The following is a 23,788-nucleotide window of genomic DNA, read 5'->3' as shown; positions in this document are numbered from 1 at the left end:
GGTCCGGCCCGCCTTACCGCCGAAAGCCGTGAAGGCCTCCTTGAGGGACTTGGAGTCCCTCAAGGAGGCCTTCACGGACCTGCCGGAAGGACGATTACCCCGGCCCGGCGCGGGTACGCGTAGGCATGACCTCCGAAAGCCTGGTAGTGATCGGCAGCGGCGCGGCCGGGGTGTCGGCCGCCCGCGCGTACCGCGAAGCCGGCGGGAGCGGCGAAGTCCACCTGCTCACCGCCGACACGGATCCGCCGTACGAGCGGCCGCCGCTGTCCAAGGACTTCCTGCGCGGCGAAACCGACGACATCGGCATGGAGAGCGAAGAGTTCTTCGCCGGCCACGACATCGCGGTGTCCCTGGGCGACCCGGTCGTCGAGCTCGGTGACCACCGCGTCCGCACCGCCGCCGGGCAGGAGCACGCCTTCACCCGCTGCGTGCTCGCCACCGGCGCCGAGCCCGTCCGGCCGGACATTCCCGGCGCGGACCACGTCGACGTGCTGGTGCTGCGGTCGGCGAAGTCGTCCCGCGAGCTGAAGAAGGCCGCCGCGGACGCTCGCAGCGCCATCGTCGTCGGCGCCGGGTTCATCGGCTGTGAAGCCGCGGTCTCGCTCGCGCGCCTCGGCGTGCAGGTGACCGTCGTCTGCCCGGAGGACGTCCCGCAGCAGTCCCGCCTCGGCCGCGACGCCGGGATCCGGATCCTGCGGTGGCTCAAGGCGGAAGGTGTCAGCGTGCTGCGCGGGACGACGCTCGAGTCGATCGAGGCCGGCCACCGGATCCGCTCCGACCTCGTGCCGGTGCTCGACGCCGGTCTCGTGCTGCTCGCCACCGGCATCCGGCCCCGCGGCGCGCTCGCCGAGAAGGCCGGGCTGAAGATCGAACAGGGCCGGGTCCGCACCGACGCCCGGCTGCGCACCAGCGCGGCCGACGTCTTCGCGGCGGGTGACGTCGCCTTCTCAGACAACACCGCCGCGGGCCGCGCGTTGGCCGTCGAGCATTGGGGTGAGGGCCTCGCGATGGGCGCGATCGCCGGCCGCAACGCCGCCGGCGGGTCCGAGACCTGGGACGACGTCCCGGGCTTCTGGTCCGAGATCGGCGACCGGGTGCTGAAGTACGCCGCCTGGGGCGACGGCTTCGACCAGGCCCGCCTGGTCGAACACGACGGCGGCGGCTTCACGGTCTGGTACGAACGCGACGGCGCGGCGGTCGGCGTCCTCACCCACGAAGCCGACGACGACTACGAACGCGGCGAGGAGCTGATCCGCAAGCACGACCCCGCGCCCGCCGGGGGTCAGGCGCGGTGATGGCGTCGAAGCCGCTGACGTCGTTGTACCCCGGTGAGTGAAGTGAGGGCGGGCTCACGCCTCGGGCAGCGGCCGCACCCGGTCGCGGATCTCCTGGAACAGCTCCCCGACGCGCGCGCGGACGCGGGGACCGCCGTCGGGGCCCGTCCAGTAGCGGCGGACCGTGCCGACCAGGCGGTAGCAGACGTCGATCGGGACCAGGTAGCAGTCCGTGCCGCACCCGGCGTCGTGGAACAGGATGGCCTCGACCTCCGGCTCGGCCGCCGCGAGCAGCGGGTGGCCGGCGGACAGTTCGGTCCAGAGGTCGAGGGTCACCAGGCTTTCGGCGGCCCCCGCCGGGCCCGGGTGGAACGCCGCGACGCCCGTCCCGCGGCGCAGGAAGAACGCGAAGCCCGCCGGGATGCCGAGACCGGCCCAGTCGAGGCCGGTCACCGGGCGGTCCGGGTCCCACAGGTACCGCTCGGGCACCGCGCGGTACCGGGGGTCACCGCGGCGGCTCTCGATGAAGAGCAGGAAGCAGGCCCGGCACGCGCACACCAGGCCACGGCGGCCGGTGTCGACGAGGTGGCCGTGGCGCGACGCGACCGGCGTCCCGCACAGCTCGCACTTCTCCAGCCACGCCGACCGCTGCTCCGGCACCGGGCCCGGCTGGTCCGCGCGGTGCGGGAAGCCGGTGAGAGGACTCATGAAGCCCGCCCCTCCCCGGCCGTCCTCCAGCCGGGCGGCGGGCCCATGCCGATCTGGAACAGCGCCGCGGCCTCGGTCAGCTCGACGCCACTGAGCTCCGGGGCCGCGTCGAGGACCGCCGTTTCGAGGAGCACGTCGGACGTCGACGAGCCGCACCCGCGGGCGCCCGCCCGCCGCAGGCGTGCCACGCCGTCCTCGACGCCCAGCAGTTCGGCGTCGCCGCCCAGCCGGGCCAGGGCCCGGCGGATCCGGGTGTCCGCGTCGAGCGGGTGCAGGTCGTGCAGCACCAGGAGGCCGGCCAGCAGGCCGTCGCCGGCGAGCTCGTCGAGCAGGGCCGGGTCCCGTACGCGCAGCACGCCGGCGATCCGGGCGAGGCCTTCGCCGTACAGGTTCATCAGCTCCCGCACGATCTCCTCGGCCGGCCCGCGGCCGGGTCCGCCGAGCAGGACGCCGAGCAGCTCTTCGACGCGGTCGCCGACGGCGCGCACGGAAGGCATCGCCGTCACCAGCTGGTGGCCCGTGACGGCGTGCTCTGCGGTTCTTCGACACCCGGCTTGGTCCGGATCTCCCGCAGGATGCGGATCGCGGACCCCGACACGGTGCTCGCCGCGGCCGGGGTGCCGGCGCCCGCCGGGTCCTCCATGAACGGCATGAACTTGTCGGGGAAACCGGGCATGGTGCAGCCGATGCAGATGCCGCCGACGTTCGGGCAGCCGCCGACGCCGTTGATCCAGCCGCGCTTGGGCACGTTGCACTTGACGACCTGACCCCAGCAGCCGAGTTTGACCAGGCACTTCGGGGACCCGTGCTGCTCGGCGAACTCGTCTTGCTCGTAGTACCCGGCCCGGTCGCAGCCTTCGTGGACGGTGTTCTGGAACAGCCACTTCGGGCGCAGTGCCTCGTCGACGTCGATCACCGGTGCCCGGCCGGACGCCTGGAAGAGCAGGTGCAGGATGGTCTCCGAGAGGTTGTCGGGCTGGGCGGGGCAGCCGGGGACGCACACGATCGGCAGGCCGGCCTTGGAGCGCCAGTCCCAGCCGAGGTAGTCGGGCACGCCCATGGCGCCGGTCGGGTTGCCCGCCATCGCGTGGATGCCGCCGTAGGCCGCGCAGGTGCCGACGGCCATGATCGCCATCGCCTTGGGGGCCAGCCGGTCGAGCCATTCGCTGGCGGTCACGGGCTGGCCGGTGAGCGGGTCGTTGCCGAACCCGGACCAGAAGCCCTCGGTCTTGTTCGTCTCGTCGGCTATCGAGCCTTCGATCACCAGGATGAACGGCTCGAGTTCACCCCGATCGGCTTTGTGCCACCACCCGATGAAACTGTCCCGGCTCTGTTCGGGACCACACTGGAAATCGAGGAACGGCCAGTGCATTTCGATCTTCGGCAACCCGGGAAGCCCGCCGAGGACGATCTCTTCGATACTGGGCTGGCTCGCCGCGGTCAACGCCACCGATTCGCCGTCGCAGCTCAGGCCGCCATTCATCCAGAGAATGTGGACGGTGGGCGGTTCGCCGGGTGAATCGTTGACGGGATCGGCCTGCGGGCCGTTGCCGTGCTGCGGGGCCCTGTCCATCGATGCACACCTCTGAGGGTTCGGGAACTTCAGGAAATCCCGCCTCGGGACGGCCCGACGGACGCCCACCGTAGACCTGTCCGGGTGTGGCGGCAAGAGTGTCCTGGGCCGTCCGCGACAGAACTGGCGCGGCTCGCTACTCCGTTCCGGGGTCGGGGAAAATCCCCCGCACGGCTACACTCGGAGGCCACCGGAAGGGGCGTTTCGAGTGGTTGAGTCGGCTGGTCGGTCGCGCGGTGAGGCGATCGAGGTGGTATCGGTCGAGGTCAGCACGAAAGTTTTTCCGGCCCGCCCGTCCGCCGTTCCGCAAATCCGGGAATTCCTCCGCGGCTGTCTCGCGGACTCACCCCTCGCCGAAGCGGAAGATCGCGAACTCGGAAACACGATCCTCCGCACGCTGCTGGCCGCAGCGGGACCGGCGGGAATGATCGAAATCTCGTGCCGGAAATACCCCGGCCGGGTCGAGTTCGACGTCCTGCCCTCGGCCACCGCGCACCTCGACCCCGCCGTGCCGGAAACGCCGGTCCCGGAAGTGCCGGACGTTTCCGGCGAGGCCGCGGCGAGCTTCGCCGACTGGATGGCGGAGGCGCTGCGCCGGACGGGCACCACCCGGGAGGCCGCCGCGCAGCGGCTCGAGGTGTCGGTGAAGACGGTGAACCGGTGGATCGGCGGGCAGACCGAGCCGCGGCTGCGCGAGCTGCGCCGGATCCAGGAGCAGTTCGGCGACGTGCAGCTGCGCTGAGGTGCGGACACAAGTGTCCCGGTGTCAGTTGTCGCTCGCCCACGACCCCGGCGTGGCCAGTTCGATGGTGCACCCCGAGGCGTCGGAGCTGATGTCGAGCCACTCGCAGATCTGGTCGGTCAGCCACAGCCCGGTGTCGGAGCAACGCAGGTCCGGCGGCCGCGACCCGAAGAACGCGGGCAGGTCGAGCGGCTCGTCGCTGTGCAGCGTGCACACCACGCGCCCGGCGGCCGGCCGGACCCACACGGCCGCCCGGCCGATGCCGTGCTCGGTCAGGTAGGTGATGGCCTCGCCGACGGCGATGCCGAACATGGCCACGGCGTTCTCGGGGTGCAGCAGCGGGCCGGCCTTCTCGAGCACGTACCGCCGCACGGCGACCAGGTCGCCCTCGAAGCGGAAGATGTCGGCCGAGTCGCCGGGTGGCGGCGGTGACGCGGGGAAGCCGTCGACCCGCGCGGGCGCGGTGAACTGCGTGGACGGCTCGGCCTTGCCGCCGACGAGCAGCTCCGGGTGCGCCCGCCGGGCGTCTTCGATCGCGCCGGCCTCGAAGATCCTGGTGTCGTACGGGCAGAGCATCCAGATCCCGGTGTCGGCGAGGGCCACGTTGAACCCGGCCTCGGTGTGCCGCCACTCGGCCGCGCCGACGCGGGCCGGTTCGGCGAGCACGCGCACCGCGCCGCCCGGCGCCGTCGACCGGTAGCGCGTCCAGTACCGGTGCAGCGCGGCCGCGAGCTGCGGCGGACGGGGTCCGAAGCAGGCCGGCTCGACGAGGACGATCTTGCCCGCGTCGGCGCCCAGGACGTCGCCGAGCAGCTCCTGGTTGGCCTCGGTCGTGCCGACCAGTACCGGCTCGCCCCGCCGCAGCCCGTCCTGTGCGAAGGGCACCGCCATCGCGAGGAACTCCGCGTCGCTGCTGTAGACGCAGCTCTGGTGCCGAAAGTCTGTCTCGGCGGGGACGGACGTCGGGGTCGCCATGCGCGCTTAACCTCCGGGGACCGGTCTTCGAAGTCGACCGCAAGATGGTTTTGTTCCTCGAACGTTCTACGGAACGAGAGGAGAGTACCCGCGGCGGAGCCTTTTCGGTATGGCAGCCGGAATCCATTCCACCTTTCGGAGTATTCAACCCTGGTCGTTTTGGAACGTCCAGGTACCGCGCCATTTATGTCCCGCGCGTCGATCACCGTCGATGCAGGTCAGCGCCGTGCCGGCCCGAGCCGCTCAGCAGCGTCGTCCATTTATGTCCGAGCGCTCCCGATCGGCGACCACAACTGTCCGGGCGGCGACCGGAAAACACTTTGCGTCAATGCAACGAAGTAGCCGCGTTGTTCGCGAAATACACATCGCCGGAGTCCGGCGGCAAGGCCCGGCGGGCCGGTACGTGCCTTTCTAGGCCGTGACGCCGATCGCGGCGAGGTAGTCCGGCACCGCCGAGGCGTCGCCCGCGTCGGAGATCAGCGCGATGTAGCCGTCGGGACGGATCAGCACCAGGGCGTGGCCGTAGGCCTCGGCGAGGTGACCTTCGGTGTCGGCGAGGTCGTCGGGGCCGGTCGGTTCTTCGACGACGCGCAGGGTCCGGAGGCCGGGAAACGCCGGTGTGGCAACGAAAGTCAGCACCGTGAAACGCCCGCCGCGGGTCAGGTCGAACAGCCGGCGCCCGCCTTCCGGCGTCGTCAGCCCGGTCGCGTCGGGGGCGCGGTCGCCGGCGCGGAGCGAGGCGGTTTCGTCACGGTCGTCGCGAGCGAGGGCGGAGCCGCGGTAGCCGACGCCGAGCTGCATCGTGCTCGCGTCACTGCGGACGACCAGGCCGTTCTGCTCGATCGCCTGCTTGAGCCGCGCGTTCGACAGCGCGAGCACGCCCGCCGCGACCGGGCGCCGCTCGGCCTCGTAGGTGTCGAGCAACGCCGGCGAGGCGCCGTTCGCGACGGCTGCGAGCTTCCAGCCGAGGTTGTACGAGTCCTGGATGCCGGTGTTCATCCCCTGGCCGCCGGCGGGCGAGTGGATGTGCGCCGCGTCGCCGGCGAGGAACACCCGCCCCTCGCGGTAGCGGTCCACGAGCCGGATGTTGGCGCGCCACAGCGACGACCACTCCGGCTCGCGGAGGCGGATGTCGGCGCGGCCGCTCCGCCGGTCGAGGATCGCCTGCATGTTCGCGAGACCGAGGTCCGGGTCCTGTCCCGGCGCGATGCTCGCCTGGTACTGGAAAACGCCGGTGGAGGGCAGCGGGCAGAGGGTGACGAGGCCGTCGGCGTGCCGCCACATGTGCCAGGCGTCGCGCTCGAGGCCGTCGACTTCGAGGTCGGCGACGATCATCCGCACCTCGTCCCGGGTCTCCCCCACGAACGCGATGCCGGCCTGCTTGCGGACGACGCTGTGGCCGCCGTCGCAGCCGACCAGCCAGCGCGCGGTGATCGTCTCGGCTTCCCCGCCGCGCACGACGACCGCTGACACGCCTTCGCCCGACTGCGCGAAGCTCTCGAGGGCGGTGCCGAACTCGACGGCGCCGCCGAGTTCGGCCAGCCGCAGCCGGAGCGTTTCCTCGATCCGCCACTCGGGCGTGATCAGGCTCGCCGGGTACGGGACGTCGGGGCGCGCCGCGGGCGGCTCGGTGCCGCCCAGCGTCACCCGGCCGTCGGCGGCGGTCGCCCGGATCGGCATCGCCATCCGGCCGTGGGCCAGCACGCGCCCGACGACGCCGAGGTCGTCGAACACCTCGAGGGTGCGCGGCTGGACACCCTTGCCGCGCGAGCCGGGCCGCGGGCCGGGGGCGGCCTCGACCAGGCGGAAGGGGACGTCGCGGCGGGCGAGCTCGCAGGCCAGCATCAGCCCGGCCGGGCCGGCGCCGGCGATCAGCACTTGCGGGTCCATCGTCTCTCTCCTGACCTCAAGAAAGGAATCTCTTTCTAACGTCAGAGTAGAGCCGCTTGCCAAGAAAGGAAAGCCTTTCTATCGTGGGGTGGTGGTCACCGAGGAGCCCGAACCCGTCCGTCGTCGCCGGCACGGCAAGGAGCTCGAGTCCGCGCTGCTCACCGCCGGCTGGGACGAGCTGGTCGAGGTCGGTTACGCCCGGCTGACGATGGAGTCGATCGCCGTCCGCGCCCGCACCAGCGAGGCCGTGCTCTACCGCCGCTGGGCCAACAAGGACCAGCTCGTGCTCGCCGCGATCGAGCACCACCGCAGCACCCACCCGATCGAACTCCCCGACACCGGCGCCCTGCGCAGTGACCTGCTCGCCCAGCTGACAACCATGAGCGAAGCCCTCGCCGCCTTCTTCACCATCGCCGTGGCCACCTCCTTCGCGGGCCTGCTGGCCGACACCGGCCTGTCCCCTTCACAGGTGCGCGACCAGATCATGGGCGATCAGCCGCTCCCGCCCGGACGGGCCCTCTACCGGCGTGCCCACGAACGCGGCGAGATCGACCTGGCGCGCATCCCGGCCGTGGTGCTCGAAATGCCGTTCGAACTGGTGCGCCACGACCTGCTGATGGACCTCGAACCCCCGGCGCCCGCGCGCATCGAGGCGATCGTCGACGACCTGTTCCTGCCGCTCGTGCGGGCGGCGTCGTGACCTCCGGTCGCCGCGAGCCGGACGTCAGGCGGCTTTTCCGGGGAAGTACGGCCGGAGGCTCGCCGCAGCCACCCGGTCCAGGACGCGGTCGGGCAGGACGCGCGTGAGGCGGGTGAGCAGGGCCGCGTCACGGCCGATGGTGTAGCGCGTGCGCGGCCGCCTCGTGGTGGCGGCCTCCGCGACGATGGCGCCGGCTTTCGCCGCCGGCATGCCCTTCCCGGTGAACTTCAGCGAGTGGGTGACGACGGCCTGGACGAGCCCGCCGTAACGCCGCTGGTGTTCGGGGGTCATCTTCGCGGCGAGATCGGTGGCGGTGGCGGCACCACGATCCCCCATTTCCGTCCGCACCGCGCCCGGCTCGACGACCACGACCTGGACGCCGTGCGGGGCGAGTTCACGGCGGAGCGCGTCACTGACCGCCTCGAGCGCGAACTTCGCGCCACCGTAGGCCCCGTAGGTGGCCATCGCGATCTTCCCGCCGACCGAGCTGATGTTCACGATCCGGCCGTGACTGCGGTGGAGGAAGGGCAGCAGCGCCTGGGTGACGGCGACGTGCCCGAACAGGTTGACCTCGAACAGCCGCCGCCACTCGTCGAGCGGCAGGGCTTCGACCGGCGCGTTGACCGAGATGCCCGCGTTGTTGACGAGGGCGCGGAGCGGACGGTGCTCCGGATCCGCGGCGATGCGCTCGACGAGGGCCCGGACGTGCTCGGGGCGCGTGACATCCAGGATCACCGGCTCGACACCCTCGGCCCGGATCGCATCGGCGTCGCGGTCGCGCCGGACGCCGGCGAGCACGTGGTAACCGCGAGCGGCCAGCTCGCGTGCGGTGGCGGCGCCCATCCCCGTCGAGGCGCCGGAGACGACCATCAGCCCGTTTTCATGTGACGTTGTCATATGAACCACTCTGCGCCGCTCATGTGACACTGTCAAGTAGAATCGGTCCCATGGTGACGCGAACCGAAGCGGCCGCTGCGACCAGGACCGCCCTCGTGCGCGCCGCGTCCGAACTGCTCGACGAAGGCGGCCCCGACGCGGTGACGCTCCGCGCGGTGGGCGCCCGGGCCGGCGTCTCGCGCGGCGCGCCCTACGGGCACTTCGAGGACAAGGCGCACCTGCTGACGCAGCTGGCCGTGGACGCCTGGAACTCGCTGGCCGACGAGGTGGCGCAGGTGCGGGCCGCCCCGGGCACCACGCCGGGCGCCCGGCTGGAGACGGCCCTGATGGCCCTCATCGGGCTCGGCCGTCGCCGGCCACACCTGTACGCGCTGATGTTCAGCACTCCGGCGGACGCCCCGGACGCCGTCGAGGCCGCGAGCCGCCTGGAGAACCGGTTCCTGGTCATCGTCGCCGACCTGGTCGGCGACGCCGACGCCCGCCCGTACGGCGCCCTGCTGATGTCGAGCGCGCACGGGATCGCGGGCTTGGAACTGAGCGGCCACCTGGCGCCGGAGAAGTGGACGGTCGGCGGGGATCAGCTGGTGCGCATGCTGGTCGACGCGATCCGGTCCGGCGCCGGGAAAAGCTGACCCGGGCGCGGCTCGGCGCAGGTACGCCGCCGGCTCGACACGGGAACAGTCCAGCACGGGAATCGCCGGCTCGGCGGCCCGACTGCGGGAGCGGCGGGACCGTACCTGCGGTTCGTCTTGGTGTGCCTCACGAGCCACACTCGGATCCCGGGTCAGCGGGAAGCCCCCCAGCGGCCCGATCGTGTCGCCGGTGACCGTGCGGACCCAGGCAGCCGGTACCGGCGGAACGCGGCCGTGACGATGGCACCGTCCACTGTGGCCCGGACTTCTTCGACGAGCGTGGCATCGCATTGCCCTGCAGGTGAACGCAAGCGGCTCCGCGACGCACCTGGTGCGTCGCGGGCACTCCGTGCGTGCCCCTTCTCGTGCACACAAAAGGCTCCGCGACATACACCAGGTGCGTCGCGGAGCCTGTTGCGCGTGCTACTTCTTCGGGCTGTTCTCCGTGCTCGGCGCGGGCTTCGGCGGAGTCACCGGCGGCTTCGGCGGGACAGCCGCGGGCTTCGTGCCGCTCGTCGGGGCGGCCGGCGGCTTCGCCGGGGCCGCCGCGTGCTTCGCGCCGTTCTGCGGGGCCGGCGGGGGCGTTGCCGGGGTCACCGGCGGCTTCGGCGCGCTGCCGTTGGCCGGTGCCTGCTCCGCGACCGGGTCGGCCTCGTGGAGCTGCGGCTCCGCCAGCGGGTTGCCCCGCCTCGCGCGCAGCACGGCGGCCGCACCCGCGGCCAGGACGGCCACGCCGATCACCCACGGCCAGCGGTTCTTCTTCGGCCGCTCGCCCCGGGCCGCGCTCTTGGCCTCGGCCAGGGCCGCCGTCAGGTCCTTCTTCGCCGTCGCCACCGTCTTGCGGCGCTTGCGGCCGGAGTCACCCCTCGACCCGACCACGGCGGCGACCGCCTCCGCGGCCTTCCGGCCCGGGTCGCGCATCTTGACCGCGCGGGCCAGCACCTCGTCGCGCGCGGCGACGGAGTTCACCCGCAGCTCACGGCGGGACGCGCGCGTGCCTTTGTCGAAGTCCTTCGTCGCCTTGCGGCCGACCTCGGCGAGCTCGTCCGCCCCCTCGGCCAGCTTCCGGTCGGTGATCTCCACCGCCCGCGCGGCCGCGTCCGCGCCCACTCGCGCGGCCTCGACGGCGAGCTCCCGCACGCCGGCCGCCGCCGTCTTCACTCGTTGCCCGACCGCAGCGTCGCCCATGGCTTCACCTCTCCACTCGTCTCGGCGGACGTCGCCCACCACACCACCCGGCTACCCACCCGAGGGCCGTCTTGAACATGCCGCCGGAGACACGAATGTGAAGAATGAAATACGTGTGTGTAAAACTATTCCTTAGCATCGAACGCAAAATCGATCAATACCGACGTTCGTAGGACATTCCCGCTCACCGGTGACCGGACAAGGAATGGACAATCGAAAGTTCGTTCTTGACCAACCGGTGTGCCGTCCCCGTAATGTGGTCCCCGGATGGTCGCGGCCGCGAGATCCCTTTCACACGAACGAAGGAGGACGTCGGTGAAGCTTGTCCGTCTCGTCAAGAAAGCGCTCCCCGCAAAGAGCCTGAAGGCCTATGCCTGGTACGGCTGGATCTGATCCCCTGACCGGAGGGGCCGGTTCCGGATACTACCGGAACCGGCCCTCCGCTTTCCTCGAAGGAGCGCGAAAAGAGTGGTCATCGCCGCCGGCAACCGGACAAAACACACTGTCTTCGCGCCCCGGATCGACCAGCTGCTGCGGGAGCACCGCGGCGGCGAGCTCTTCCGGCTCGAACCGGACACCATCGGCGTCGCCGACCCCGATCTGATGAACGCCCTGCTGAAGGCCCGCCCGGCGAACGGCGAGGAACGGCCCACGTTCAAGCCGGTCCTCGGACGCCACGTCACCCGAACGGAGTCCGCGAGCCTGATGCAGGCCGTCGGCGCGGACGTCCGGGCCGCGCTCAAGAAGCCCGCGGGCCACCCCGACCTCACCGGGAAATGGCCCGCCGTACCGCACGACCACCTGCGTGACCTGGTCTTCGGCGCCGAAACCCGCCGGTTCCGGACGCTCGTCGACCGGCGGCTGGAGCTGACCCCGAAGCTCACCTGGTCGGCCGTCACGGCCGGTTCCGCGCTGTTCCCGCCGTCGGCCGCGGGCCGCGAGCTGTCCACACTCGCGCGGCAGGTCCTCGCGGCGGACGACTTCGCCGAGCGACGCTTCCGGATGTACCTCTACCGCCGCGTCGCCGCCCCCATCTGCTTCACGGTCGCCGCCCTGGTCACCAACGCGGTCTGGCTCGGCGCGCCGTTCGCCGACGACGTCCCGAACGAGCACGTGATCAACGAGGCCCTGCGGCTGCTGCCGCCGTCGTGGAACATCCTGCGGGTCCGCTCGCCGGAGTACACCGAGGTCGACGCCCGCATCGGCCCCGGTGACGACCTCCTGCTGCTGCCGATCGTCAGCCACCGCTCCCCCGCGCTCTGGGACGACCCCGACGAGTTCCTCCCCGAGCGCTGGGCGGACCTGGACGCCGACACCCAGCCGGGCTACCTGCCGTTCGGCCACGTGAGTGAACGCTGCTGGGGCCGTCACATGGTGTTGCCGCTGGCCAGCAGGCTGCTGGACGTCGTCCGCACCCAGGGCCTGGCACCCGACCCGCGGCAGCTCAAGGCGCACGTCGACCTCGACGGTCTCCTGGAGGTGGCCGACCTGCGGGTCGTGCGCCGCTGACAAGGCCGTGTCGGCAACTCTTGACACCCGCCGCGGTACGCGCGCATCCTGAGTCTTATCAGGTTCCCTGATATCAGGAGGCGTGGCGATGAGCGCGGACTTCGGCCTGGGCAGCTGGCCGGCGCGGCGGGCCCGGATCGACCCCGGCCGCACCGCGCTGGTGCAGGCCGGGCGCACCCTCACCTACGCCCGGCTCGCCGAGAACGTCGACCGGCTGGCCGGCCAGCTGACCCGGCGCGGCGTGCGGCCGGGCGATCGGGTCGCCTACCTCGGCGTCAACGACATCGCCGTCTTCGAGACGCTCTTCGCCACCGCCCGCTGCGGCGCCATCTTCGTGCCGCTCAACTACCGCCTCTCCCCCGCCGAGATCCGCTACATGCTCGGCGACAGCGGCGCGTCGCTCCTGGTGCACAGCCCGGACGCCGACGACCTCGTCGCGGCGGCCGGCCCCCACGAAATCCAGCTCGTGAAAGCCGGCGAAGCCGGCAGCGGAACGCCACCCGAACCCGAGGTCGGCCTCGACGACCCGTGCCTGCTGCTCTACACCTCCGGCACCACCGGCCGGCCGAAGGCGGCGGTCCTCACCCACGGCAACCTGACCTGGAACACCGTCAACCAGCTCGCCCACCTGGACGTCCTCGGCACCGACAAGGCCCTCTGCATCGCACCGCTGTTCCACTGCGTGGGGCTGGGCCAGATCACGCTGCCGACGCTGTTCAAAGGCGGCTGCGTCGAGCCGGTCGCCAAGTTCGACGCCGGCACGATCCTCGCCCGCATCGCCGAAGCCGGGATCACCAGCTTCTCCGCCGTCCCCACGATGCTGGAGATGATGTGCCGCCACGAGTCGTGGGCGGCCACCGACCTCAGCTCGCTGACCTGCGTGCTCTACGGCGGCTCGCCGGTCGCCGAACGCGTCGCGCGGGCGTGGCTCGACCGCGGCGTCCGGCTGCTGCAGGGCTACGGCATGACCGAGGCCTCCCCCGGCGTCTTCATGGCCACCCACGACGGCACGCTCGACCACCCGGTCGCCGCGGGCGTGCCGCACTTCTTCACCGACGTCGCCGCCGACGGCGGCAGACCGCTGAGCGCCGAGCCCGCCGAGCTGCTCGTCCGCGGCCCGCACGTCTTCACCGGCTATTGGAACCGGCCCGAAGAGAGCGCGGCGAGCTTCGTCGACGAGCAGTGGTTCCGCACCGGCGACGTCGTCCGCGTCGAGGACGACGGCTGGGCCCACATCGTCGACCGGGTCAAGGACCTGATCATCTCCGGCGGCGAGAACGTCTACCCCGCCGAGATCGAGGCGATCGCCGTCCAGCTCGACGCCGTCGACGCCTGTGCCGTGGTCGGCGTGCCGGACGAGCGCTGGGGTGAGGTCGGCGCCGCCTACGTCGTCGCCCGCGACGGCGCGGAGCCGGACGAAGCCGCGTTCCGCGCGCACCTGGAACAGCACCTGGCCCGCTACAAGGTGCCGAAGTACGTCCGGTTCGTCGAGGCGCTGCCGCGCAACGCCACCGGCAAGATCCGCCGCGTCGAGCTGCGCAAGCAAGCCGCACAAACCTACGGAGTCGCATGACCAGCACGCTGCACCTCGAACTGCACGACGACGTCGCGGTGCTGCGGCTGTCGCGGCCGAAGAAGCGCAACGCGCTCGACGACGCCACCGTCCTGGCCCTCGAAGCGTTCTTCAGCGCGCCGCCGGCCGAGGTGAAAGCCGTCGTGCTCGACGCCGAAGGCGACCACTTCTCCGCCGGGCTCGACCTGTCGGAGCTCACCGAGCGGGACGCCTTCGAGGGCCTGCAGCACTCGATGATGTGGCACCGCGCCTTCGAGCGGATCGAACGCGGCCGCGTCCCGGTTGTCGCGGTGCTCAAGGGCGCGGTGATCGGCGGCGGCCTCGAACTCGCGTCGGCCACGCACATCCGCGTCGCCGAGTCGTCGGCGTTCTACGCGCTCCCGGAAGGCCAGCGCGGCCTGTTCGTCGGCGGCGGCGGTTCGGTGCGGGTGCCGCGGCTGATCGGCGCGCACCGGATGACCGACCTGATGCTCACCGGCCGCGTCCTCGACGCCGACGAGGGCCACGCCGCCGGGCTGTCGCACTACCGCGTCGAGCCGGGCGAGGGCCTGGAGCACGCGCTCGGCCTGGCCCGCAAGATCGCCGCGGCGTCGCCGATCACGACGTTCGCGGTGCTGCAGGCGCTGCCGCGCATCGCCGAGGCCAACCCGGCGGAGGGCTACCTGCTGGAGGCGCTGATGGCGGCCGTCGCCAGCGGCAGCGCCGAGGCCCAGGACCGGATGCGGGCGTTCCTGGACAAGCGCGCGGCGAAGGTCGCCCGATGACGGCGTTGCGCCCGGTCGCCGCCGATGTCCGCGACACCACGGAAATCGGCCGCTACCTCGGCTGGCTGGCCACCCAGCGCGGCCTCGGCTTCGAGGACTACGCGAGCCTGCACCGCTGGTCGGTGACGGACCTCGACGGCTTCTGGTCGTCGATCCGCGACTACTTCGGGGTTCGCTTCCACACCGGCGAAACGGCGGTGGTCCCCGATTCGCGGATGCCGGGCACCGAGTGGTTTCCGGGCGCGACGCTCAACTACGCCGAGCACGCGCTCAGCCACCGGCCCGACGACGAGGTCGCCGTCATCGCGTATTCCCAGACGCGCCCACGCCACGAGCTGACCTGGGCAGAACTGCGCGACCAGGTCGCGAAAGCCCGCGCCGGTCTCAAGCGGCTGGGCGTCGGACGCGGTGACCGGGTCGTGGCCTACCTGCCGAACATCCCCGAGACGGTCGTCGCGTACCTGGCGGTCGCCGGCCTCGGCGCGGTGTGGGCGTCCTGCGCGCCGGAGTTCGGCGCCCGCGCGGTGCTCGACCGGTTCGGGCAGGTCGAGCCGAAGGTGCTGCTGACCGTCTCGGGATATCGGTACGGCACCAAGGACATCGATCGCCGAAGTGAAGTCGCGGAGATCGTGGCCGGGCTGCCGAGCATCGAGCATGTCGTCCGGGTCGCGTACGGCGACGACGCCACCGGCTGGGCCGAGCTACTGGACAACCCAGGTGAGCCGGGGTTCGAGCCGGTCGGGTTCGCGCACCCGCTGTGCGTGCTGTTCTCCTCCGGCACCACGGGAAAACCGAAGCCGATCGTGCACGGCCACGGCGGGCTGCTGCTGGAGCACCTCAAGAACCACGGTCTCAGCTGGGACCTGCGCCCCGGTGACCGGATGCTGTGGTTCTCCACCACCGCCTGGATGATGTGGAACGCGCTGGTGTCCGGCCTGCTCACCGGCGCGTCGATCGTGCTGGTCGACGGCAACCCGCTGCACCCGGACCTGGCCTGGCAGTGGCGGCTCGCCGCCGAAACCCGCGCGACGCTGCTGGGCGCGAGCCCGGGTTTCCTGATGGCGTGCCGGAAAGCGGACCTCGACCCGGCGGCGGACCTGGACCTCTCGGCGCTGCGCCAGATCGGCGCGGCGGGCAGCCCGCTGCCCGCCGAGGGCTACCGGTGGGTCGCCGACCGGTTCCCCGATGTCCTGCTCAACGTCGGCAGCGGCGGCACCGACGTCTGCAGCGGGATCGTCCAGGGCAGCCCCCTGCAACCGGTGTGGGCCGGGGAGATCTCGGGCCCCTGCTTGGGAGTTGACGCGAAAGCGTTCGACTCCCGCGGCAAGCCGGTCGTCGGGGAACTGGGCGAGCTCGTGATCACCGCGCCGATGCCGTCCATGCCGGTCGGGTTCTGGGGCGATCTCCCGGTCACGGATCCGGATTCCCGTTACCGCGCAACGTATTTCGCCGACTACCCCGGTGTGTGGCGGCACGGCGACTGGGTGCGCTTCTCGCCGGACGGCGGCTGCGTCATCGCCGGCCGCTCCGACGCCACCCTCAACCGCGGCGGCGTCCGCCTCGGCACCGCCGAGTTCTACACGGTCGTCGAGGAGCTGCCGGAGATCGACGACTCCCTGGTCGTGCACCTCGAAGATCCGGCGGGCGGCAACGGCGACCTTCGCCTCTACGTCGTGCTCCGCGACGGCGCTCTGGACGACGACCTGCGCGGCCGCATCAAGAGCGCGTTGAAGAGCGCGCTGTCGCCGCGGCACGTGCCCGACGAGATCACCGCCGTCCCGGTGATCCCCCGCAACCGCACCGGGAAGAAACTGGAGCTGCCCGTGAAGAAACTCCTGCTCGGCGCCCGCGCGGAAGACGTCGTCGGCCGGGACGTCCTGGCCGATCCCAGCGCCCTCGACCACTTCCGGGCGCGCGCATGAGCACCGTCGCGGTCGTCGGCACCGGCGTGATCGGCGCGAGCTGGGCGAGGCTCTTCCTCGCCCACGGCCTCGACGTCGTCGCCACCGATCCGGCACCGGACGCCGAAGACCGGTTGCGCGGCGCTCTCGAAGGCACGCCGACGGATCGGCTGCGGTTCGTCGCCGACGCCGGGGAGGCGGCCGCCGCGGCGGACTTCGTGCAGGAGAACGGTCCGGAGCGCGAAGACGTCAAGCACGCGCTGTTCGCCGTCCTCGACGAGGCCGCGCGGCCGGACGTGGTCCTGGCGAGCAGCTCGTCCGGGCTGCTGCCCAGCGTCATCGCCCGCGGCTGCCCGCGCCACCCCGAGCGGGTCGTGATCGGGCACCCGTTCAACCCGCCGCACCTGATCCCGCTCGTCGAGGTCGTGCCCGGCCGCGACACCGCGCCCGAGGTCGTCGACCGGGCGGTGGCGTTCTACACGTCGGTCGGGAAGCGCCCGATCCGGCTGTCGCGGGAGGTCCCCGGCCACATCGCGAACCGGCTGCAGGCCGCGCTGTGGCAGGAGGCGTACTCGCTGGTCGAACGCGGGGTCGCGACGGTCGCCGACATCGACACGGCGATCGCGTACGGGCCCGGGCTGCGCTGGGCGGTGCTCGGCCCGTTCGCCAACCAGCACCTCTCCGGCGGCGCCGGCGGCCTGGCGCACATCCTGCGGCACCTCGGCCCGCCCACCGAGCAGTGGTGGCGCGACCTCGGCCAGGTCCACCTGACGCCGGAGCTCGCCGAGACGCTCGTCGCGGGGGTGGACGCCGAACTGGCCGAAACCGACCAAGCCCGGCTCGTCGCCGCGCGCGACGCCGTCCTCGACCAGCTGCTGGCCGCCAAGGCCGCGCAGCCCGACCTGCCCTGACCATCCCGATCCGACGACGGAGATTTCGGTGGACCTTTCCGCACTGACCGCCCTCGACGTCCACACCCACGTCGAGCAGGACGGCCACGGCTGTTTCGCGCTGGACCAGGAGCTGCTCGACGCGTCCGCGAAGTACTTCCGCGCCGACCAGGACCGGACCCCGACCGTGACGGCCATCGCCGAGCACTACCGCGCCCGCAAGATGGCCGCCGTCGTGTTCACGGTCGAGGCGCCGGCCGCCACCGGGCACCCCGCGCTCTCGAGCGAGGAGATCGCCGACGCGGCCGCCGAGCACCCGGACGTGCTCATCCCGTTCGGCTCGGTCGACCCGCACTCCGGCAAGGCGGCCGTGCACCGGGCGCGCCGGCTCGTCGCCGAACACGGCGTCCGCGGGTTCAAGTTCCACCCCAGCCTGCAGGGCTTCGAGCCGAACGACCCGCGGTTCTACCCGCTGTACGAGGCGATCGGCGAGCTCGGCGTCCCGGCGCTGTTCCACACCGGCCAGACCGGGATCGGCGCGGGCCTGCCGGGCGGGCGTGGCATCAAGCTGCGCTACTCGAACCCGATGCTGCTCGACGACGTCGCCGCCGACTTCCCGCACCTGACGATCATCCTGGCGCACCCGTCGGTGCCGTGGCAGGACGAGGCGATCTCGGTGGCGACGCACAAGGCGAACGTCTACATCGACCTGTCCGGCTGGTCCCCGAAGTACTTCCCGCCCCAGCTGGTCCGCGCGGCGAACACGCTGCTGAAGCGCAAGGTCCTGTTCGGCTCGGACTTCCCGGTCATCACACCGGACCGGTGGCTGGCCGACTTCGCCGAGCTGGACATCAAGGACGAGGTGCGGCCGCTGATCCTGAAGGACAACGCGATCCGGCTGCTCGGCCTATCCTGAGCCGGTGGCAGCGATAGCACTCCGGCCGGTCGAAGACGCCGATCTCGACACGCTGTTCGAGCAGCAGCGGGACCCCGAGGCGGTCCGGATGGCCGCGTTCACCCACAAGGACCCCGACGACCGCGACGCGTTCGACGCGCACATGGCGAAGGTGCGGTTCTCCGACGGGATCACCCACCGCGCGGTGACCCGCGACGGCGTCCTCGTCGGCAGCATCGCCGCGTTCGTCATGGAGGGCGACACGGAGATCACGTACTGGATCGGCCGGTCGGTGTGGGGGCAGGGCATCGCCGGGCAAGCGCTTGCCCTGCTGCTCGACGCGGTCGAGGTCCGGCCCCTGCACGCGCGGGCGGCCAGCGACAACGCCGGATCGTTGCGAGTCCTGCAGCGGGCGGGCTTCACCGTCGTCGGCACCGACACCGGGTACGCGAACGCTCGCGGCGCGGAGATCGAGGAAACCATCCTGCGGCTCGACTAGCGCCGCGGGTCGACGTGGATCTTCGGGCCGGGACCCGCGGCGTGCTCGCCCGCCAGCACCGCCCCGGCCTCGTCGAGCCCGACGGTCGCCGCGACCAGCGGGCGCGGGTCGACGGCGCCGCTCGCGTACGCGGCGATCGTGTCGGCCAGACCGGGTGACGCGGACAGGATGCCGACGGCCGTGACGTCCTTCAGGACCAGCTCGCGGGTGTCGATCCGGCTCGGCTGCCCGGCCAGTCCGATGTAGACGACCCGGCCGGCCGGCTCGACCAGGTCGAGGGCCAGCGCGGGCAGCTCGACGGCGTTGGACGCGTCGACGATCGCGTCGAACGGCAGGTCGGGGCGCGTTTCGCGGGTCCAGGTGTGCGCGAAGCCGAGCGTGCGGGCGAAGGCGAGGGTGGGTTCCTCGCGGCCCAGCAGGTGCACTTCGGCGCCGGCCGCGCGCAGGAACATGGCGACGAGCAGCCCGATCGTCCCGGGCCCCAGGACGAGCGCGCGATCGCCGGGCCCGACGCCGGCGGCCTGCGCCGCGCGCAGGGCGTTGCCACCCGGCTCGACCAGGGCCCCGAGGACGGCGTCGACGGTGCCGGGCAGCGCGTGCAGCGACCACGCGGGGACGGCGATGCGTTCGGCCAGCGCGCCGGGCCGCCCGCCGCGGATGCCGACTTCCTCGCGGCGCGCGCAGGTGTGCTGGTGCCCTTTGCGGCAGCGGCGGCAGGTCCGGTCGCCAAGCATGGTGTCGCCCATGACGCGGCGCCCGAGCCACCCCGGGTCGACGCCGTCGCCGACGGCCGAGACGGTGCCGGCCCACTCGTGCCCGAGCCGCATCGGGTACGCCGAGTGGCCCTGGTGCAGGTAGGCCATTTCGCCGGTGAAGAACTCGACGTCGGTGCCGCAGACGCCGGCGCGTTCGACGTCGACGACCACCTCACCGGGGACGGCTTCGGGCACGGGGACGTCCTGCACCGAGAACTCCCGCGGGCCGGTGAGCACGAAGGCCCGCATCGAGGTGATCACCCGGGAAGTCTCACCCGGGAGCGGGCCGGCGCGCCAGCCGGGTCAGCCGGGGATCTCCGTCGCGCGCTCCCAGCCGGCGGGCAGCGGGCTGACGTTGAGCGCGTGGTCGAGCCCGGTGTCCGACAGCGCCCGGCGCACGACCCGGTTGTCGCCCGGGACGACGCGCAGGGTGGTGCTCTCCCGCTGGGTCCGGAGGTGGATGTCGACCAGGGCGTCCAGGCCGGCCGCGTCCAGGAGGTCGACCTCCGAGAGGTCGAGTACCAGGACGGGGAACTTGCGGTGGGCCCACGTGGCCAGGACCGCATCGAGCTGCCCGGCGCTCTCTTCGTCGAGGGCGCCCCGGATCCGGACCATCACGGCACCGAAGTAGGGGCGGATCACCTTGATATCGAACGCACCGGCGCCCGCGCGGGTCACGGGGATCGCCGTCGCGGGGTGCTGCACTACCAACATCGGCAGACGCCTTCGTTCACAGATTGAAGTGCCGGGCGGGAGTCCCGCTCGGACGCAGACCGGAATGGGGGTAACGGCTGTTGCCTGAACCGTACCCTCGCAGCGTAGCCTCCCGTCCACCCGGCGCAACCCCGCCCAACGGGCGAGCCGCACTCCACCGCCTGTCCCATGGAGGAGGAGTACCCACGCCAACCGCCACGGCCGGGTGAAGTGTGGAGCCGCCCGACAGCGCACTCTCGAAGAAACGGGTCCACAGTGGACAAAAAGGACCCGCTCCCGCTCGGCGAAGGCTGGGGGTACCTGCGAGCGGAAGCGGGAGACACAGGCCGGTACGGGGGTCGCCTCGCGGCGAGTGGCGCTCCACGGCGCCAGCCGGACTGGCACTCCGCGAAGGCATGGGGTGAGGCCCGGGGACACCACCGTACCGACAGTCTGTACAACGCACGGCCTGCGGAAATGTTCCCCGCGTGACGCACGTCGCCATAACGGCTGACGCGACGTTTCGCGGTTGCCCCGCCGGGTACCACCAGAGCGTCGGAAGGAGATCGTCATCGCCACCGCTGTGCTCTTCGACGTCGACGGCACGCTCGTCGACTCCAACTACCTGCACGTCCACGCCTGGCAGCGCGCGTTCCGCGAACTGGACCGGGACGTCGCGTCCTGGCGCGTCCACCGCGCGATCGGCATGGGGTCCGGCAAGCTGCTCGCCGAACTGCTCGGACAAGCCGACGCCGACGAGCTCGGCAGCCGGCTCGAAGACCTCCACCGCCGCTTCTACCTCGAGACGGCCGAGCTGCTCCGGCCCTTCGACCAGGCCGCCGCGCTGATCCGCGTCATCGCCGGGCACGGGGTGCGGGTGCTCCTGGCGACGTCGGCCGGGCCGGACGAGCTCGACCTGCAGCGCAAGGCCCTCGACGTCGACGACGTCGTCGCGGGCATCGTCGCGGGCGACGACGTCGAGGCCACCAAGCCCGACCCGGAACCGGTGTACGCCGCGCTGGAGCGCGCGGGCACCGAGCCGGCGGACACGATCTTCGTCGGGGACTCCGTCTGGGACGTCCTGGCCGCCACCAAAGCGGGCGTGCGCACGGTCGCGGTGCTCTCCGGCGGCGTCGGCGCGGCGGAGCTGACCGAAGCCGGCGCCATCGCGACCTACGACGACGCCGAAGCCCTGCTCGACGGCCTCGACCAGAGCCCGCTGGCGGAGCTGTTCACCTAGTGCCGAACCGCGGCCTGTGGTGGCCGTTCCGGTCGCTGTGGTGACCGTTCCGGTGACCGTGTTGGCCGTTGCGGGCGTGGCCAGCTCGGGCTGGGCCCGGGTCGGGTTCTCCAGCGCCGGCGGCAGGTCCTCACGTCCCGGCACGTCCAGGCCGGCGAACGGCTCGTCCAGCAGGAGCGGCAGCGGATCGGCCAGCAGCGCCCGGGCCGGCCGGATGCGGGCGCGTTCGCCCTGCGAACACACCCGCACCGGCCGGTCACCGAGGCCGGTGCAGCCGACCAGCTCGAGGAGCTTCGCCGCGCGGTCACGGATCGTGTCGTCGTAGCGCTCCCACAGCGGCAGCACACTGCCGCTGTACCCGGTCAGCACCACAGTGTGCGCGTAGTGGTTCTCGGCGTCGGGCAGCCGCTGGTTCGCGCCGACGAACCCGATGTGCGTCCGGACGTCCCGCAGGTCGACCGTGCCCATCCGGTGGCCGAGCATCACGGCGGTGCCCGCGCTGGGTCGAGGCCACGGACAGGATCGTCGACTTCCCGGCGCCGTTGGCCCTCGGGTGGGGCGTCGGTCATCAGGTCGGCCAGGTCCTCCGCCGCGGATCTGGCCATCCGCACGAAGAAACCGGCCGGCTCAGTGCCCTGACCGGGCCAGCAGCTTGAGTGTGTTCTCCGAGGCCGAGCTCTCCGCGGTCGTCACGACGACGACGGTCTGCTCAGGCGACCGCGCGGGCGTCAGGATCTGCTGGGCCACCGTCAGCGGGCCCACCAGCGGGTGCCGCAGGTCGTACGAGTCGGCCTCGCACGGCTTGACCCGGTGATCGCCCCACAGCGCGACGAACTCGGGGCTCTTCATGGTCAGCTCCCCCACCAGCGACGCCAGCAGGGCGTCTTCGGGGTGCCGCCCGGCGACGGCCCGCAGGTTGCCGACGACCGCCCGGGCCTTGCGCGGCCAGTCCGCGTACAGCTCGCGGACGTGCGGGTCGAGGAACAGCATCCGGGCCGTGTTCGGCCGGTCCGCGGGCCTCTCGGGTGCAGTGAAGTCGACGTGCCCGGCCAGCAGCGCGTGGCCCAGCGGGTTCCACGCCAGCACGTCGCTGCGCCGCCCGAGGACCAGCGCGGGCACGTCACCCAGTGAGCGCAGCAGGTCGCGGGCCAGCGGGTCGAGCCGTTCCGGCGGCGGGCGGCGTTGCGCGCGCGGGCGTTGCGCGGCCAGCTCACGCAGGTGTTCGCGCTCGTGCTCGTCGAGCCGCAGCGCCCCGGCCAGCGCGTCCAGGATCGCCTCGGACGCGTTGCCGGACTGGCCCTGTTCCAGGCGTGTGTAGTACGACACGCTGACGCCGGCCAGCTGCGCCAGCTCCTCGCGCCGCAGCCCGGCGACGCGCCGCCGTTCGCCGAAGGCGGGCAGGCCGACGTCTTCGGGGCGCAGCAGGGATCGCCGCGCCCGCAGGAACTCGCCGAGAACCGCCATGACCCCAGTGAACACCGGTCCGGCGCGGCGAGCCTGACCCTGCCGGGGGTACGCAACGGCGGGGCTGGTTGCCCGCGGGAACCCGCCGCAGGCTGGGGGAAACACCAGCGACCCCGGAGCGGACATGCAGGAGATTGTGCTGGGCGACGTCACGGTCACCCGGATCACGGAGTACTACGGCTCGGTCGGGATGACACCCGAGACCTTCTTCCCCGAAAGCCCGGAAGGTGCCTGGGACGCGGACTGGCTCGCCCCCGACTTCCTCGACCGGGAGAACCACGTCTGCGTCTCGGCCATCCAGACCTGGCTGCTGCGCAGTGAAGGCAAGACGATCCTCGTCGACACCGGCGTCGGCAACCACAAGGAGCGGCCGTACACGCCGGTGTGGAGCCACCTGGACACCGGCTTCCTCGGCAACCTCGCGGCGGCCGGCGTGCGGCCGGAGGACGTCGACCTGGTGGTCAACACCCACCTGCACGTCGACCACGTCGGCTGGAACACCTACCTCGACGACCGCAGCTGGGTCCCGACGTTCCCGAACGCCACCTACCTGATGCCCAAGGCCGACTTCGACTTCTGGAACCCGGCCAACGGCCACGAGCCGAACCTGGGGCGCGGCAACCAGAACGTCTTCGAGGACAGCGTCGCGCCGGTGCACGAGGCCGGGCAGACCCTGCTGTGGGAGGACAGCCACCGCGTCGACGCGAACCTGACGCTCGACCTGGCGCCGGGGCACACGCCGGGGTCGTCGGTGCTCGCCCTCGACTCGGGCGGCGACCGCGCGCTGTTCGTCGGCGACCTGCTGCACACGGCCCTGCAGCTCGTCGAGCCCGACACCAACAGCTGCTTCTGCGAAGACCCCGCGCAGGCCCGCGCTTCCCGTCGCCGGCTGCTCGGCCAGGCCGCCGACACCAACGCGCTCGTCCTGTCCGCCCACCTCGGCGGCCACGGCGGCGCCGAGGTCGTCCGCGACGGCGACCGGTTCGCCATCAAGGACTGGGCCCCGTTCGGCAAGCTCTGAGGAGA

The 23,788-nt window shown here is 72.1% G+C and carries 24 protein-coding genes and 1 pseudogene; 14 read left to right on the top strand and 11 right to left on the bottom strand.

Annotation, left to right across the window (positions count from 1 at the left end; genetic code table 11):
• Nucleotides 1–125: 125 nt before the first annotated feature.
• Complete coding sequence (locus tag OHS18_RS48115; RefSeq protein WP_328615352.1) at nt 126–1,295, top strand: NAD(P)/FAD-dependent oxidoreductase; 1,170 nt, start codon at nt 126–128, stop codon at nt 1,293–1,295.
• A 54-nt stretch (nt 1,296–1,349) separates the two neighbouring features.
• On the opposite strand, the gene OHS18_RS48110 is transcribed toward OHS18_RS48115, so the two are convergent.
• The 3 genes from OHS18_RS48110 to OHS18_RS48100 are packed head-to-tail and all read right to left on the bottom strand — an operon-like array spanning nt 1,350 to nt 3,555.
• Nucleotides 1,350–1,982 carry a DUF5947 family protein gene (locus tag OHS18_RS48110; RefSeq protein ID WP_328615351.1) on the bottom strand — a complete coding sequence of 211 codons (633 nt, stop codon included), beginning with the start codon at nt 1,980–1,982 and terminating at the stop codon, nt 1,350–1,352.
• The gene (locus OHS18_RS48105) at nt 1,979–2,479 is read right to left on the bottom strand and encodes a NifU family protein (RefSeq protein WP_328457563.1); all 501 of its coding nucleotides are present in this window, start codon (nt 2,477–2,479) and stop codon (nt 1,979–1,981) included. The genes OHS18_RS48110 and OHS18_RS48105 overlap by 4 nt, the downstream gene beginning before the upstream one ends.
• 5 nt (nt 2,480–2,484) lie before the next feature.
• Entirely contained in the window at nt 2,485–3,555 is a 1,071-nt protein-coding gene (locus OHS18_RS48100; protein WP_328457565.1) for a hydrogenase expression protein HypE, read from the bottom strand.
• 424 nt (nt 3,556–3,979) lie between these two features.
• On the opposite strand from OHS18_RS48100, the gene OHS18_RS48095 reads away from it, so the two are divergent.
• Complete coding sequence (locus OHS18_RS48095) at nt 3,980–4,297, top strand: helix-turn-helix domain-containing protein (protein WP_328457567.1); 318 nt, start codon at nt 3,980–3,982, stop codon at nt 4,295–4,297.
• 24 nt (nt 4,298–4,321) lie between these two features.
• Here the strand turns inward: OHS18_RS48095 and OHS18_RS48090 are convergent, their stop codons facing one another.
• Both OHS18_RS48090 and OHS18_RS48085 read right to left on the bottom strand, forming a co-directional pair.
• On the bottom strand, nt 4,322–5,272 hold the full coding sequence (locus OHS18_RS48090; RefSeq protein ID WP_328615350.1) for an MEDS domain-containing protein: 951 nt from the start codon (nt 5,270–5,272) through the stop codon (nt 4,322–4,324).
• 411 nt (nt 5,273–5,683) lie between these two features.
• Nucleotides 5,684–7,162, bottom strand: coding sequence for an FAD-dependent oxidoreductase (locus tag OHS18_RS48085; RefSeq protein WP_328615349.1), 1,479 nt, complete (start codon nt 7,160–7,162; stop codon nt 5,684–5,686).
• A gap of 91 nt (nt 7,163–7,253) precedes the next feature.
• Between OHS18_RS48085 and OHS18_RS48080 the strand changes: the two genes are divergently transcribed.
• A complete protein-coding gene (locus OHS18_RS48080) occupies nt 7,254–7,862 on the top strand; it encodes a TetR/AcrR family transcriptional regulator (RefSeq protein WP_328615348.1) in 609 nt (202 codons plus the stop codon).
• A gap of 24 nt (nt 7,863–7,886) precedes the next feature.
• On the opposite strand, the gene OHS18_RS48075 is transcribed toward OHS18_RS48080, so the two are convergent.
• The gene (locus tag OHS18_RS48075) at nt 7,887–8,759 is read right to left on the bottom strand and encodes an SDR family NAD(P)-dependent oxidoreductase (protein ID WP_328615347.1); all 873 of its coding nucleotides are present in this window, start codon (nt 8,757–8,759) and stop codon (nt 7,887–7,889) included.
• A 50-nt stretch (nt 8,760–8,809) separates the two neighbouring features.
• Here OHS18_RS48075 and OHS18_RS48070 point away from each other — a divergent pair, with 50 nt between their 5' ends.
• Nucleotides 8,810–9,391, top strand: coding sequence for a TetR/AcrR family transcriptional regulator (locus OHS18_RS48070; protein ID WP_328615346.1), 582 nt, complete (start codon nt 8,810–8,812; stop codon nt 9,389–9,391).
• A 423-nt stretch (nt 9,392–9,814) separates the two neighbouring features.
• On the opposite strand, the gene OHS18_RS48065 is transcribed toward OHS18_RS48070, so the two are convergent.
• Nucleotides 9,815–10,579: a hypothetical protein gene (locus tag OHS18_RS48065; protein ID WP_328615345.1), complete on the bottom strand. Its 765-nt coding sequence runs from the start codon at nt 10,577–10,579 to the stop codon at nt 9,815–9,817.
• Between the two features lie 267 nt (nt 10,580–10,846).
• On the opposite strand from OHS18_RS48065, the gene OHS18_RS48715 reads away from it, so the two are divergent.
• The 8 genes from OHS18_RS48715 (at nt 10,847) to OHS18_RS48030 (ending at nt 18,610) form a co-directional block, all read left to right on the top strand.
• A complete protein-coding gene (locus tag OHS18_RS48715) occupies nt 10,847–10,972 on the top strand; it encodes a tryptorubin family RiPP precursor (RefSeq protein ID WP_442874436.1) in 126 nt (41 codons plus the stop codon).
• Nucleotides 10,973–11,047: 75 nt separating this feature from the next.
• On the top strand, nt 11,048–12,088 hold the full coding sequence (locus tag OHS18_RS48060) for a cytochrome P450 (RefSeq protein ID WP_328615344.1): 1,041 nt from the start codon (nt 11,048–11,050) through the stop codon (nt 12,086–12,088).
• 88 nt (nt 12,089–12,176) lie between these two features.
• On the top strand, nt 12,177–13,661 hold the full coding sequence (locus OHS18_RS48055) for an acyl-CoA synthetase (protein WP_328615343.1): 1,485 nt from the start codon (nt 12,177–12,179) through the stop codon (nt 13,659–13,661).
• On the top strand, nt 13,658–14,425 hold the full coding sequence (locus OHS18_RS48050; RefSeq protein WP_328615342.1) for a crotonase/enoyl-CoA hydratase family protein: 768 nt from the start codon (nt 13,658–13,660) through the stop codon (nt 14,423–14,425). The genes OHS18_RS48055 and OHS18_RS48050 overlap by 4 nt, the downstream gene beginning before the upstream one ends.
• Nucleotides 14,422–16,347, top strand: coding sequence for an acetoacetate--CoA ligase (locus OHS18_RS48045; protein WP_328615341.1), 1,926 nt, complete (start codon nt 14,422–14,424; stop codon nt 16,345–16,347). The genes OHS18_RS48050 and OHS18_RS48045 overlap by 4 nt, the downstream gene beginning before the upstream one ends.
• Nucleotides 16,344–17,237: a 3-hydroxyacyl-CoA dehydrogenase NAD-binding domain-containing protein gene (locus OHS18_RS48040; RefSeq protein WP_328615340.1), complete on the top strand. Its 894-nt coding sequence runs from the start codon at nt 16,344–16,346 to the stop codon at nt 17,235–17,237. Before OHS18_RS48045 ends, OHS18_RS48040 begins: the two co-directional genes overlap by 4 nt.
• A gap of 28 nt (nt 17,238–17,265) precedes the next feature.
• The gene (gene couO / locus OHS18_RS48035) at nt 17,266–18,132 is read left to right on the top strand and encodes a 4-hydroxyphenyl-beta-ketoacyl-CoA hydrolase (protein WP_328615339.1); all 867 of its coding nucleotides are present in this window, start codon (nt 17,266–17,268) and stop codon (nt 18,130–18,132) included.
• A gap of 4 nt (nt 18,133–18,136) precedes the next feature.
• The gene (locus OHS18_RS48030; protein WP_328615338.1) at nt 18,137–18,610 is read left to right on the top strand and encodes a GNAT family N-acetyltransferase; all 474 of its coding nucleotides are present in this window, start codon (nt 18,137–18,139) and stop codon (nt 18,608–18,610) included.
• On the opposite strand, the gene OHS18_RS48025 is transcribed toward OHS18_RS48030, so the two are convergent.
• Together OHS18_RS48025 and OHS18_RS48020 are read right to left on the bottom strand one after the other, a co-directional pair.
• Nucleotides 18,607–19,614: a zinc-dependent alcohol dehydrogenase gene (locus OHS18_RS48025; protein ID WP_328618700.1), complete on the bottom strand. Its 1,008-nt coding sequence runs from the start codon at nt 19,612–19,614 to the stop codon at nt 18,607–18,609. The two genes, OHS18_RS48030 and OHS18_RS48025, sit on opposite strands and share 4 nt — an antisense overlap.
• A gap of 54 nt (nt 19,615–19,668) precedes the next feature.
• Nucleotides 19,669–20,079 carry an STAS domain-containing protein gene (locus OHS18_RS48020; protein ID WP_328457596.1) on the bottom strand — a complete coding sequence of 137 codons (411 nt, stop codon included), beginning with the start codon at nt 20,077–20,079 and terminating at the stop codon, nt 19,669–19,671.
• Between the two features lie 562 nt (nt 20,080–20,641).
• Between OHS18_RS48020 and OHS18_RS48015 the strand changes: the two genes are divergently transcribed.
• Entirely contained in the window at nt 20,642–21,298 is a 657-nt protein-coding gene (locus tag OHS18_RS48015; RefSeq protein WP_328615337.1) for an HAD family hydrolase, read from the top strand.
• Nucleotides 21,299–21,511: 213 nt separating this feature from the next.
• On the opposite strand, the pseudogene OHS18_RS48010 reads toward OHS18_RS48015, so the two are convergent.
• Both OHS18_RS48010 and OHS18_RS48005 read right to left on the bottom strand, forming a co-directional pair.
• A pseudogene (locus OHS18_RS48010) lies at nt 21,512–21,766 on the bottom strand (ABC transporter ATP-binding protein); the annotation flags it as partial.
• A 159-nt stretch (nt 21,767–21,925) separates the two neighbouring features.
• Complete coding sequence (locus tag OHS18_RS48005) at nt 21,926–22,762, bottom strand: helix-turn-helix transcriptional regulator (protein ID WP_328615336.1); 837 nt, start codon at nt 22,760–22,762, stop codon at nt 21,926–21,928.
• 124 nt (nt 22,763–22,886) lie between these two features.
• Here OHS18_RS48005 and OHS18_RS48000 point away from each other — a divergent pair, with 124 nt between their 5' ends.
• Nucleotides 22,887–23,783, top strand: coding sequence for an MBL fold metallo-hydrolase (locus OHS18_RS48000; RefSeq protein WP_328615335.1), 897 nt, complete (start codon nt 22,887–22,889; stop codon nt 23,781–23,783).
• Nucleotides 23,784–23,788: the final 5 nt, after the last annotated feature.

The organism is Amycolatopsis sp. NBC_00355, assembly GCF_036104975.1.
In the GTDB taxonomy this organism is placed as follows: Bacteria; Actinomycetota; Actinomycetes; order Mycobacteriales; family Pseudonocardiaceae; genus Amycolatopsis.
This window is presented reverse-complemented; position numbering and strand designations above follow the sequence as displayed.